Here is a 13,007-nt window from a genome sequence, read left to right as displayed (position 1 = left end):
AACCCTATGTTTTGCAACCAGTTAGGCCAATAATCGAAAACATAATAGATATACGAAAAGAGCACCAACTGGCTGGGTTAATTACCGGAAAGAGCTAGTTTTGCTGCCAAATAAACAATAACCCTATTTAATCATTTAATAAGCATGGCTTACATTGAACCGGCTCCTATTAAGGATAAAGGAAATCCTTTCGAGTCAATGATGTCAAGATTTCACATTGCAGCGCAACACCTCGGCCTGGATGATGAAGTCTACAATGTGTTGAAATCCCCCACAAAGCAAGTCATTGTTTCCCTTCCGATTACGATGGACAATGGTTCCATCAAGGTTTTTGAAGGATACAGAGTCATTCACTCCAATATATTAGGACCGTCCAAAGGTGGCATCCGATATGATATGGACGTAAACCTGGACGAAGTAAAAGCACTGGCAGCGTGGATGACCTGGAAATGCGCCGTGGTGGACATTCCTTATGGTGGTGCTAAAGGAGGAATCAAATGCAATCCCCGAGAGATGTCTGCTGGTGAGATCGAACGATTAACTCGTTCTTTTACTCAAGCCATGCATGAAATCTTTGGACCAGACCGAGATATACCCGCGCCAGATATGGGAACAGGACCAAGAGAAATGGCCTGGTTAATGGACCACTACTCTCGTGCTCAAGGCATGACAGTCAATGCGGTTGTTACGGGTAAACCACTTGTATTAGGTGGCTCACTCGGCCGCACAGAAGCAACTGGCCGTGGTGTGATGATCTCCGCTTTGGCAGCTATGGAGAAGATGAAAATCAATCCATTCAAAGCTACTTGTGCGGTACAGGGTTTTGGAAACGTTGGTTCATGGGCAGCTAGCTTACTGGCCGAACGCGGTGTAACGATCGTGTCCGTTTCTGACTTGAGTGGGGCTTACTACAACAAGGAAGGTATCAATATTCAAAAAGCTATTGAATATCGAAATAATAACAATGGATCTCTTGAAGGTTTTGAAGGAGCAGAGAAAATCAGCCCTGATGAGTTGCTGCTTTTGGAAGTAGATGTGCTGGTACCTGCGGCGGTAGAAGATGTAATCACTGAAGAAAATGCTCCTAAGATCAAAGCAAAACTCATTGTGGAGGGAGCTAACGGACCTACTTCTGCTAAAGCCGACGCGATCCTGAACGATAATGGCATCATGGCTGTTCCTGACATCCTGGCCAACGCCGGTGGTGTTACTGTTTCGTATTTCGAATGGGTACAAAACCGCCTGGGGTACAAATGGACTGCCGAGCGTGTCAACAGACGTTCGGATAGAATTATGAAAACTGCATTCGATAAGGTGTATGAGACCGCACAGCAATACAATGTTTCATTGAGAATTGCGGCGTATATTGTAGCCATCGACAAGGTAGCTAAGACCTATAAATTCAGAGGAGGATTTTAACAATGAACATTCACAAAGAAGGATACAAGATCATACCGATAGCAGCCGTCATACTTGGCTTGCTTTATGCGGGACTTTACTGGTTAATTCCATTTCAAATTGTCCAGATCATACTGGCTGTAGCTGCAGTTATTTTCTTTATCCTGATTGTGCGATTTTTCAGAGATCCAGAATTTCCAGTCGAAAAAAATGACAAGTTCATCATTGCTCCGGCAGATGGGAAAGTAGTGGTGATAGAAGAAACCGAGGAAACCGAATACCTGAAGGAGAAGCGAATCCAGGTGTCTATTTTCATGTCTCCGCTAAATGTGCACGTAAACAGAAGTCCGGTGGCTGGTGAAGTAACTTACTTCAAGTACCATCCAGGGAAGTTTTTAGTAGCGTGGCATCCAAAGTCCAGTACGGACAATGAACGGACCTCTATTGGGCTGAAATTGAAATCAGGCGTGGAGATCATGATGCGTCAGGTTGCTGGTGCAGTGGCTAGAAGAATTTGTTTCTATTCGGAAACGGGCAACCCGGTGGAGCAAGGTGAGAAGTTTGGCTTTATCCGATTCGGAAGCCGAATAGACCTCTACCTACCCTTAGATGCGAAGATCAAGGTGAATATCGATGACATTTCCTATGGGGGCAAAACGGTCATAGCCGAACTGCCTTAGTCAACTGATAAGATAAACTCTCAAAAGCCATCATGACGCTTAGGTCATGATGGCTTTTTCATTTTGTACAATCTTCGTATATTCAGTGTGATTTTTAAACCTAACTTAAACAACTATGTCAGAGAAAAAATATGCAGGTTTTTGGCTAAGATTCGTCGCGTACATTGTCGACAAAATCTTGATTTCCACAGTACAATGGATTGTGATACTTCCTGTGCTTGGCGCATTGGGTATTAGTATGGCTTCCATGGAGAATATGGAATACATGTCAGAAGAAGATGCTATAGGAATGGTAATCGGAATGGTCTCCACAATGATTGGTAGTATCCTTGTGGCTTATGTGATTGAGCTAATCTACTTCAGCCTAATGGAAGCAAGTAAATACCAGGCTTCGATTGGGAAAATGGCCCTTGGATTAAAGGTTACAGATACTGATGGCAAACCATTGGATTTTGGCAAAGCACTTTTAAGAAATCTAGGTAAGATTGTCTCACAAATGATTATCTATATTGGATATATCATGGCTGGACTTACCGAGAAGAAACAAGCACTTCACGATATGATTGCAGGTGCTCTCGTGGTGAAAAAATAAGCTTATTGATTTTTAGAGAGGCTGTCCATCAGTCTCTCTAAATATTTCTGATCTACCTCATCAAACGAGTCAAGCTCGTCACTATCCACATCCAGCACGCCAATTACCTCTCCATCCCTTTTGATGGGTACTACGATCTCAGACTTACTATCCGAACTGCAGGCGATGTGTCCAGGAAATTCATCTACATTAGGAACCACCATGGTCTGTGCCTTTTCCCAGGCTTCTCCACAAACTCCTTTGCCCAAATTGATACGGGTGCAAGCAATCGGGCCCTGAAACGGTCCAAGGACCAGTTGCTCACCTTTCACCATATAGAAACCCACCCAGAAGTATCCCATACCAGATTTTAAGGCAGCCGATATGTTGGCCAGATTGGCCACCAAATCTGTCTCTCCGGAAATCAATGCCTCGATCTGCGGTATTAACGATTCGTATTTTTCAATCTTATCGGTGGACGTGGACAGGTGTAGTTCTTCAGCCATTTGAATTCTTGTAAATGTATAATTGATCTTCTAAAACGTCTTGTTCCGTGATTAGTTCCCCTTTAATAGTAGGTGCCGCGATGCCCGTGACAAAAGTATTCTGGGAGATAAAAACTCTTGCTTCGTCCCAAAGGTTGGCAGCTATGAATGATTGCAAAGTCTGACTTCCGCCCTCCACTATTACTGAAGTGATGTTATGCTTGTGTAGTTCTGCAAGTATAACTCCAGGCGTCATTTGGTCTACCTGGATGTATTCCAGGTTCTCTTTGCTCTGGCCAGTAGCTTCCGTAAAGACCAGGGTCTTCACTCGTCCATCAAAAAGATTCAATTCCGGGTTTAACTCCAATTTCCTGTCAAGGATGATCCGTATCGGATTCTTGCCGTCCCAATCTCTGGTGGTTAGTGCTGGGTTGTCGTAAAGAGCCGTATTTTTTCCAACAAGAATTGCATCCTCCTCTGATCGCCATTTATGTACTAGCTGCCGGGAGTATTGGTTGCTGATCCACTTACTGTCGAAGTTTTCCCGAGCCACAAAGCCATCAGCCGTTTGTGCCCACTTCAAAATAACATACGGCCGTTTTTTGATAAAGGAAGTGAAAAAACGTTTATTGAGCTCGTCTCCTTTGTTAGCCAAGATGCCTACTTCTACCTCAATGCCCGAATCGCGTAGTTTCTTGATGCCAGTTCCCGATACCAAAGGATTCGGATCTTCGTTACAGACGACTACTTTCTTCACCTGATGTCTAACCAATAAATCTGCGCATGGAGGTGTCTTGCCAAAATGAGAGCAAGGCTCCAAGGTCACGTAAACTGTGCTCTCTTTTAATAACTCCTTATCTGTTACATCAGCCACGGCATTTACCTCTGCATGTGGCCCACCGTATGCTCGATGGTATCCTTCACCAATGATCTGCTCATTATGTACAATCACACAACCAACCATAGGATTAGGGCTGACCTGGCCCATACCAAGTGTAGCCAGATCCAGAGCACGCTGCATGAATTGCTGATCAGTCATGTCGCGAATTTAGTTGTTTGGCTGAATTATCTATGACTAACTTCGTGTGTGAATTCTGCAATTTCCATTGTCTATCAACACCTGGTGAAGGAACTAAGCTCCATCCACGATGAGGCGGAGGCAACTTCGCTTGCAACTATTCTAATGGAGGACTTGCTGGGTGTTTCCAAAATGACCAGGCTGACCAGACCCAATCAGGTGCTCACGACTGATGAACAAAATAGACTTAATCAAGCGCTGGCTCAGCTACTAAATAATGTACCCATCCAGCACATTGTTGGCTTTGCCTATTTCTGTGGTCATCCATTTAAAGTGACCAAAGACACGCTGATCCCACGACCGGAAACAGAGGAATTAGTCCACCTCATCGCGAACGAAAATCAAGGAAAGCTAAGCATTTTAGATGTTGGCACAGGCACTGGGTGCATTCCAATTAGTCTCGCTTTGAAAATGAAAGAGGTGCAAATTACCTCGTGGGACATTTCCCTGGAAGCACTGGAAATTGCCAAACACAACGCCCAGCAACTTGGAGCTAAGGTTACATTCCAGCAAATGGATGCATTAGACATCACTTCTGACAATAAGTTTGATGTTATTGTTAGTAATCCACCTTATATCCCGAACGCGGACAAACAAGAAATGCATGCCAATGTCCTCGATCACGAACCGGGATTAGCCTTGTTTGTGGAGGATGCTGACCCGCTGGTTTTCTATCGTAAGATCGCTGAATTTGCACAGACGAATCTGAATCCAAATGGCAAGATATACTTCGAGATTCACGAGCGATTTGGTACTGAAACGAAGGAATTACTGGAAAGCTTAGGATATCAAAAGGTGATAGTTTTGAAAGATTTGAACGGAAAGGATCGCATGATCAAAGCCCAGCGCTAGTTGTTGCGATCAAATACCACTTTAATCCTCACTTCAGTATCTATAGGCTCTCCATCGCGTTGGGCTGGTTGCCATTCTGGTCCTTCTTTGACCAAACGGGTGGCCTCTTCATCACAGCCAAACCCCAGGCTCCTTCGAACTTCAATAGGTCCTATCTCACCTGAAGCCAAAATAGTCACTTTCAGAATGACTTTACCCTCCACTTCCTTACTGATCGCCTCTGATGGATAGTTCATTTCAGCTTTCAGATAGTCTTTATACGCCTTCATTCCTCCCACTGGTTCTGCTCCAACAAACCCAATCTCATCATCTTGTGAACCATATCCAACTACTACTACTTCAGATAGTGCCTGCACATCGCTTTCCAATTCCACATCAATAGTATCCCGATCACCTACTTGGATATCTACTGACTCCATGCCAATGAAGGAATAATTGAGGATACCATCTTCAATTCTAGGAATCGTGTAATGGCCTTCTACATCAGAAATAGTACCAGTAGTAGTTCCTTTGATCAAGACATTCACGCCTGGTAGGGGATTGCCATCAGCATCGGTGATTTGACCAGTCACATACGGGCCTGTGTATTCATTTGAACGACTGATCGATGCTGTTCCTCTAATCATTATTTTTTTGCTAGGCTGGACTTCAGTCACACTCCCAGTCACCAAATCCCAAGCAGCAGTACGATTCTCAGGAATCTGGACTCCGGCCACACGTCCAGTGAGTGCATTTTGCATTTCTGGCGTATCCAGTTCGATATCTGTAACTTCTACCTCCTCCAAGTAAGCCTCCTTTCTGATGGATTCTGGTAGTTGTTCTTCTTCCATAGTCACTTCAGCCAGAACAAGATCGTCTTCAATTAGGACCTCCTCCTCAAATACATCATCCTTTGAAGTTGTGCTCTCAGCAATCGGTCGATGGGTTGATTTCGACTTAGTTGCCTCTGCACCTCTCTTTGCTTGCTCTGGATTTACCACTGCTTGTGTCTCTTCTACCAGATTCTCTTGTTTGAGCTGATCCATCTTTTTCAAGTCTTGGGTAGGAGACCCGGTTGGAGACTCGGTGGAAGACTTAGAATTAATTTTTCCCTTGTTGGCACTTTCTTCTTGCTTATAAGATAAGGTGTCTTGATTCACACTTTCGGAAAAGTACCAAACACTACTAATAGCCACGAGGAGCAGAGCAATAGAAGCAGCGATGTAGTAGAAGAATTCTCTTCGTTTTTGTCCAGATACTTTCGATCTCAATAGGTCCAAATCCTGATCAATTTCTTCTTGATCAAAACCCTCAAAACCCTCCATAGCCTCCTCGGCAAAGTCATTCTCCAACAGATACCGCTCCACACGATGAGCCTGCTTACCAGAAAGTTTACCCTCCAGGTATTGCCTCATTTCTTCTCTCGATATGTTGTCTTTATTGGCTGACATGACTCTTCTCCAGACAGATTTTCAAATTTCGCTTTCCATTTTGGATATAACTTTTCACTTTTTTCAACGCAAATGAGGTCATCTTACTTACCTCTTCATAGCTGTGCTCTTTTAGATAAAACAACCTCACACACTGTTGTTGTTCCGCTCGCAACTGCTGTAAACACTTTTCCAAAGCTCCCAAATCATCATCTATTGGTTGCTCTTCCTCTATAGGATGCATCATCACCTCATTTTCCATAAATGCACCATTCATTTTCTCCTGATGGGATGACTTTCTTAGCTGCATCAAGCAGTGATTTTTGGATACCATATACAGCCAGCTCTTGAAATGCTTTACTTGGTGAGTGGATAATTTAGATGGTAAGGACTCGAATATTTCCATCACAGAATCCTGAGCCTCTTCACGATTTTTCAGATACTTCAAGCAAAGACCATAAACCAAATGCACATACCGATTGAACAATTGCCCAATGAGTTGGGAATCGTGCGACTCCTGAAAAGCTTCAAGTAATTCAGCATCGGTTCTTTGGTCAGTATGTGAAGAAAAAAATTTCAACTCTAAAACAGCTGTATATCTGATAGTTACAACATTATTTAATTTTTTTTCGGACTAATTTATGGAATCCACTTCGGTATCACATCTCAACAATACAAATCAAAAATGATACCGACATGCAAAAGCTAATTTTTCTATTCACACTACTGGTCGCTTTCAATGCAAAGGCCGAGACAGTCAACATCTACGGAACAGTGTATGATGATTCAGGGAATGCAATTTCGGGTGTCACCATTGTAGAAATGAGCACCACCAATGGAACGCTTACAGATATAAATGGACATTACTCCCTTCAAGTGAAGGATGAAAAGAGCAAAGTGTCTTATTCATATGTTGGATTTAAAACCAAAGAAATCAAGGTAGGAACCAAACGAAAAATGGACGTAATCCTACAAACCGAGGTAATGGAACTCCAGGAAGTGGTGGTGGACATGATAGCGGAAGAAGAGTATGCTCCAAAAATGTCTAAAGTTGCCATGACAGGTGCAGTATCCCGTGTGGCAGGTTCAGGCCTAATGATGACCCAGCACTTTGAACCCGCTTACAACACTGAAGAATATGATGCCATTGAAGAAAACATCTTTCATACCAGCCATGATAAGCCGCTATCGACATTCAGCATAGACGTGGACGCAGCCTCCTACAGCAACATGCGCCGATTCCTCAATATGGGCACCATGCCTCCAAAAGATGCCGTTCGTATCGAAGAGATGATCAATTATTTCAAATACGACTATAACAACCCAACAGGGAGTGATCCTTTTGCGATACACACTTCCAAAACCAAAGCACCATGGAATAAGGATCACCTTCTGGTAAAAATTGGGATACAGGGAAAAAAGTTGGAAATGGATGAATTGCCTGCCTCGAACGTGGTTTTTCTCCTGGACGTAAGCGGCAGTATGAATGCACCGAACAAGCTGCCTCTGCTTAAGTCTTCTATCAAAATGCTAACAAATGAGCTTCGAGCAGAAGACAAAATCTCCATAGTCGTTTATGCTGGAGCCGCAGGATTGGTACTTCCTCCAACTGATGGCAATGACAAAAAAGCGATACTTGAGGCTATTGAAAAGCTACAAGCTGGTGGCTCTACTGCCGGCGGTGCAGGCATCCAACTAGCCTATAAAGTAGCGGAGGAGCAATTCATTGAAGGCGGAAATAATCGCGTGATCCTGGCTACAGATGGTGATTTTAACGTGGGCGCTTCCAGCAACGGCGAGATGCAGCGACTAATCGAAGAAAAAAGAGAAAGTGGTGTCTTCCTTACAGTCCTTGGATTTGGGATGGGTAACTACAAAGACTCCAAAATGGAAACGCTAGCCGACAAAGGGAATGGCAATTATGCCTACATCGACAATATCATGGAAGCGAAAAAGGTGCTGGTGACTGAGTTTGGTGGCACACTCTTTACCATTGCCAAAGATGTCAAAATCCAGGTAGAGTTTAATCCAAATGCCGTCCAGGCTTACAGATTGATAGGATATGAAAATAGAAAACTCAATGATGAAGACTTCAATGATGACAAAAAAGACGCAGGAGAACTTGGAAGTGGCCACACGGTAACTGCACTCTACGAGGTTATCCCAGTAGGCGTAAAAAGTGAGTTAGCAAAAGACATAGACCCACTGAAGTATCAAAATACAACCACTCATGGCAATGCGGATGAGTTGTTGACGGTGAAGTTTAGATACAAGGAACCTGATGGCACCAAGAGTAAACTAATCACTAAAACCATAGCCAACGATAACCGCATGGACAATGATGAAAACCTCAACTGGGCTGCTTCTGTAGCTGCATTTGGGATGTTGCTAAGAGATTCAGAATTCAAAGGAGATCTTACATTTGATTCGGTACTGACCATGGCAAAAAACGCAGCAGGTGACGATGAATACGGATATCGAGGTGAGTTCGTCAAGCTGGTAGATATAGCCAGTCACCTGACACAATAGTTATAATTCCTCAATGACAAGGAAGGGAGGCCGGTTACTTTGGATGATCAGGTCTCCCTCTTCTTGTTTGGTGAAGGTAAGCTCTTCGAGTTTAGAGTTTATCTCCTGGCCTCTCGCGTCCAACCTCCAATCACACTCACCTGATAAACAGACTAATTTTATTCCGGTGCCCTTAGGAATCCATTTTCGAAATGTCTCGGTTCTGACAATCAATATTCTTTTCCTGGGCGTGAAGACCACCACATCTAGTATCTGTATCCAATCCATTACGAGCTCCACCACTTCAGGATAGGTATCCTCGCTGGTGATGACATTGACGGCACTGTGACCATCTCTTTGCAAAATGGTAAGCCCTGTCATCAAAAATCCTCCATTTTGGGTAGTTACAATTTTTAAAGGCTGCTGAGCACTTAATTTCTCCTGCCAAAAGCTAAAATTCTGAAAACCAATTAGTACCACATCCAGTTTATGCCCCAAACTCGTAAATCGGTCGATGGCTGGTTCACATGCCACCACGGTGGGCGACCACTCCAGAAGAGCATGCAGCGTATCGGTCGGAAATGAGTCCAATTGATGCACAATTAGTGCAGGTTCTTGTTCATCTCGGACTATATGATGTGAAGACATTCGGATTTGTAGAAATTCAATGTTAACTTATAAGACTCTAAGATGATGGAGCTCACTGTCTTAATGAAATATTACTTGCAAAAAAGATGAAAAAATTATTAACCTTAATTCTGATTGGCTTCTCTGTGATGGGATGTGTGGCAGAAAGAGATTTTGTGGTGGAATATGACTACTCCTACCGTGGCAAATTCAAGCAATACAATACATTCAACTTTCTAAACATCGGTGACACCGTAAATTTTAACGGGTTGAGTGATTATATGATTCGTGATGAAATCGAGAGAAGAATGATCTCACAAGGTTACAAACTATCGAATAAACCGTCTCTCTATGTGGCCTACAAAGTGTTTGACAATGACATGAAGTTCAAAGGCTATGATCAGATGGAGCTAGAGAGTTGGGATCAGTTTTTCGCTAAAAAAGCAGAGAACGAACGCAACCTGGAATACATTGAAGAAGCCAAATACAATACAAAGGATTATGAACTGAAAGAAGGAACGCTCCTTATCGACTTTATCGATAGGAAAAGTCATGGAGTGATCTGGCAAGGATATGCCAGCGGTCTCTTTGATGATAAAACTTATTTCAGCAAAGACGTGAAATATGCAGTACGCAGTATACTCAACCAATACCGTCTATTGGCAGCCAGCTATCAGCAGTAGCCTGATAAAAGAATAAAAAACTACAAAAAAGGCTGTCTCAAAAGTCTGAAATTGGTGTCATTCTGAACCTGCCTGTTGGCAGACAGGTTTATTTCAGAATCTATGTAATTGAATATCAATGCATTTTAGATCCTGACATTCCATGCGGAACCAGTTCAGGATGACAAGAGCCCGCTTTTGAGACAGCCTTTTTTTATTGGCCTTTAAAGCTTCACGGCTAATGACAGCAAGAAATTGGTCCCGGCTTGCGGATAGTAATTGTTTTGCTGGTATAGATTACCTTCATCATACCCGTAGAAGTACCCCCAGGTATATCCATTGGACTCGTATAGCTTATTGAAAATGTTATTCACCATGAGTGATACCGATAGCTCTTTTACTACTTTTAGTGCAGTAGAATAACTCACCAATCCATCACTGACAAAGTAAGAGTCGATAGCCCGATCATTATTGCTGGTATTATCCAGGTATTGTTGACCTACATATTTACCCATCAATTGTATACTGAGTCCACTTATCGGCAGGAACTCTAGCTGCCCACCAGCTATTACACTTGGTGAAAATGCAATGTCCGTGTTCTTATGATCAATTGTGATGACGTTGTACTCAGAAAAATCAGCACCGTAATCATAGACCACCTCCGTGAAATTGGCAATCTTGTTCTGGCTAAGGGTTAGGTTACCTCCGAAATTAATCTTTTCTGATAGTTGAAAACCACCAACTAGCTCTACTCCCATACGGTAGCTATCATCCACATTCGTACGGATTCCTGAACCCACATCATTCAGTGCGCCGGTAAGTACCAGCTGATTTTGGTAGTCCATCAGATAGTAGTTGATCGAAAAAGACGATGTGGAAGTAGTTCTTCGATAACCAACCTCTATGTTATTCAAGGTTTCGTGTTCTGGAGTTTCATTATTAGGCGCATCCACAAAGTCGTTTCTTACTGGCTCTCGGTTACCTACCGCATATGAAGCGTAAACATTGGAATAGGCATTGATAATGTAAGTACCACCAAACTTCGGATTGATGAAGGTATAGTCTCCTCCAGTGTCGATATTGCGTAGATCACTATCCACTCCCTTGGTTTTATAATTAATCCTTCTCAATTGTACATCACCAAATAAATTTAGATTTTCAGTTAGCTGATAGTTTGCTTTGGCATACAGGTTAAAATCCGACTTTCGTCCATAGTTGTCATAGTACCTGTCACGAATTTGTGAGTTGCTGGCGTACTCTGTCCAGATGATTTCTCCAAAATGATCTCCATCATAATAGTTCCACCCTCCTCCGAGTGTAACGTTCCAGTCGTTATCGGCATAGTTCACCGAAAAAACCGTTCCATAAAAGTCATTGTCCAACCAACGTCTGCGAATGAGATCTGTAGATGCAATAGTGGTATCTGCCACTATCAAGTCTTGCAATCCATAATCAGCAAAATCATCCTCATTTCGATATTGCTCAAAATACCCTTCACCATGCGTATAATGGAGAGCAACCGTGGCATTAAAGCTTGGACTAAACGTATGACTTAAATGTAACTGATAGTGATCCTGGCCATAGTTGTCCACTTCCTGATCGTAGAGATAGTAGTTGAACCTTCTATCCGAGTTGTATAGGTTGTCGATTTGCTGCTGCGTGGAGTATTCTCCGCCAAAATCAATTAACTCCTGTAGGTCTTCATCATCACCAAAGAGTTTGGCTCCTGGTGTACCATACCATGACTGATAGGTCACTTCCTTTCCCGCAAAGGTCAGTGCCTTGATAGTCGTCTTTTCTCCATAGTATCCACCAGATAGGAAATAAGACCGGAGATCTGATTCGGCCCGATCAATGTACCCATCAGAAGATATTTTAGACAATCTCCCTTGAAAAGCCCATCGATCATTCATCAGTCCAGTATTGAGTTCTACCGTATGACGCCAGGTATTAAAAGAACCGAAACTATAGTTGATCCGGGCATAAGGCTCCTGAGACGGCATATCCGTTTGTAAGTTGACCGAAGCTCCAAAAGCAGCGGCTCCATTGGTAGAAGTACCTACTCCTCGCTGTATCTGGATATTATCTACAGAAGAGGTGAAATCTGGCATATTGACCCAAAAAACACCATGTGACTCAGAATCATTGAGCGGAATGCCATTCACTGTGACGTTGATTCGGGTAGGGTCACTACCTCGTATCCGAATCCCAGTGTAACCAACTCCATTCCCAGCATCAGATGTCACCACCATGGATGGTGTGTACCGTAGCACAAATGGAATGTCCTGGCCCAGGTTACGCTCCTCTATTTCTTTGGATGAAATATTCGTGAATGTGGTAGGTGTATTGTCGTTGGCTCGCGTGGCATATACGATGACCTCTTCACCTTTAATCACACTCTCGGCAAGAGCAATATCCAATGATTGGTCTTCATTTATTATAATCTGATCACTGTAGGACTCATAACCGACATATGTTACTTTCAAGGTGTATTGACCCGATGTGATTCCGGAGATGATGTAATTGCCATCTCCATCCGTAGCACTGGCTTTATTCGTGCCTTCCAGCCAGACATTGGCTCCAATTAATTCTTCTCCCGATTTACTCGTGACTTTTCCCTGCAATGAGGATTGCCCCAAAGCACATACAGACAGCATGACTGCTATCAGCATTGTTCCAAATTTCATGTTTATTAATTAACAAATTCAACCATACGGAAAGCGGGGAACTCCCCTAC

12 protein-coding genes are annotated in these 13,007 nt (G+C 43.1%); 6 read left to right on the top strand and 6 right to left on the bottom strand.

The features are described from left to right. Positions 1-144: 144 nt before the first annotated feature. The 3 genes from ACO067_RS14120 (at position 145) to ACO067_RS14110 (ending at position 2,670) form a co-directional block, all read left to right on the top strand. The gene (locus tag ACO067_RS14120) at positions 145-1,419 is read left to right on the top strand and encodes a Glu/Leu/Phe/Val family dehydrogenase (protein ID WP_421875034.1); all 1,275 of its coding nucleotides are present in this window, start codon (positions 145-147) and stop codon (positions 1,417-1,419) included. A gap of 2 nt (positions 1,420-1,421) precedes the next feature. Then, positions 1,422-2,078 (top strand): phosphatidylserine decarboxylase family protein, encoded by a 657-nt coding sequence (locus ACO067_RS14115; RefSeq protein WP_421875032.1) that lies wholly within the window; start codon positions 1,422-1,424, stop codon positions 2,076-2,078. 115 nt (positions 2,079-2,193) lie between these two features. Beyond that, positions 2,194-2,670: an RDD family protein gene (locus tag ACO067_RS14110; protein WP_421875030.1), complete on the top strand. Its 477-nt coding sequence runs from the start codon at positions 2,194-2,196 to the stop codon at positions 2,668-2,670. Positions 2,671-2,672: 2 nt separating this feature from the next. On the opposite strand, the gene ACO067_RS14105 is transcribed toward ACO067_RS14110, so the two are convergent. Continuing rightward, positions 2,673-3,155 carry a GAF domain-containing protein gene (locus ACO067_RS14105; RefSeq protein ID WP_421875028.1) on the bottom strand — a complete coding sequence of 161 codons (483 nt, stop codon included), beginning with the start codon at positions 3,153-3,155 and terminating at the stop codon, positions 2,673-2,675. Then, positions 3,148-4,173: a bifunctional diaminohydroxyphosphoribosylaminopyrimidine deaminase/5-amino-6-(5-phosphoribosylamino)uracil reductase RibD gene (gene ribD / locus ACO067_RS14100; protein WP_421875026.1), complete on the bottom strand. Its 1,026-nt coding sequence runs from the start codon at positions 4,171-4,173 to the stop codon at positions 3,148-3,150. The genes ACO067_RS14105 and ribD overlap by 8 nt, the downstream gene beginning before the upstream one ends. 48 nt (positions 4,174-4,221) lie before the next feature. Here ribD and prmC point away from each other — a divergent pair, with 48 nt between their 5' ends. Beyond that, positions 4,222-5,064, top strand: coding sequence for a peptide chain release factor N(5)-glutamine methyltransferase (prmC, locus tag ACO067_RS14095; protein ID WP_421875024.1), 843 nt, complete (start codon positions 4,222-4,224; stop codon positions 5,062-5,064). On the opposite strand, the gene ACO067_RS14090 is transcribed toward prmC, so the two are convergent. Together ACO067_RS14090 and ACO067_RS14085 are read right to left on the bottom strand one after the other, a co-directional pair. After that, the gene (locus tag ACO067_RS14090) at positions 5,061-6,494 is read right to left on the bottom strand and encodes a TonB family protein (protein WP_421875022.1); all 1,434 of its coding nucleotides are present in this window, start codon (positions 6,492-6,494) and stop codon (positions 5,061-5,063) included. The genes prmC and ACO067_RS14090 overlap by 4 nt on opposite strands. After that, positions 6,481-7,053 (bottom strand): RNA polymerase sigma factor, encoded by a 573-nt coding sequence (locus ACO067_RS14085; RefSeq protein ID WP_421875020.1) that lies wholly within the window; start codon positions 7,051-7,053, stop codon positions 6,481-6,483. Before ACO067_RS14085 ends, ACO067_RS14090 begins: the two co-directional genes overlap by 14 nt. A gap of 116 nt (positions 7,054-7,169) precedes the next feature. Here ACO067_RS14085 and ACO067_RS14080 point away from each other — a divergent pair, with 116 nt between their 5' ends. Next, positions 7,170-9,002, top strand: coding sequence for a YfbK domain-containing protein (locus ACO067_RS14080; RefSeq protein ID WP_421875018.1), 1,833 nt, complete (start codon positions 7,170-7,172; stop codon positions 9,000-9,002). Here the strand turns inward: ACO067_RS14080 and ACO067_RS14075 are convergent, their stop codons facing one another. Continuing rightward, positions 9,003-9,629, bottom strand: coding sequence for a hypothetical protein (locus tag ACO067_RS14075; RefSeq protein WP_421875016.1), 627 nt, complete (start codon positions 9,627-9,629; stop codon positions 9,003-9,005). Between the two features lie 86 nt (positions 9,630-9,715). On the opposite strand from ACO067_RS14075, the gene ACO067_RS14070 reads away from it, so the two are divergent. Then, positions 9,716-10,291, top strand: a complete 576-nt coding sequence (locus ACO067_RS14070) for a DUF4136 domain-containing protein (protein ID WP_421875014.1) — start codon at positions 9,716-9,718, stop codon at positions 10,289-10,291. Positions 10,292-10,494: 203 nt separating this feature from the next. On the opposite strand, the gene ACO067_RS14065 is transcribed toward ACO067_RS14070, so the two are convergent. After that, positions 10,495-12,957, bottom strand: coding sequence for a TonB-dependent receptor (locus tag ACO067_RS14065; RefSeq protein ID WP_421875012.1), 2,463 nt, complete (start codon positions 12,955-12,957; stop codon positions 10,495-10,497). Positions 12,958-13,007 lie beyond the last annotated feature (50 nt).

The organism is Marinoscillum sp. (assembly GCF_965229915.1).
GTDB lineage: Bacteria > Bacteroidota > Bacteroidia > Cytophagales > Cyclobacteriaceae > Marinoscillum.
The sequence above is the reverse complement of the archived record's forward strand: the minus strand, read 5'-3'. Positions and strand labels throughout refer to the sequence as shown.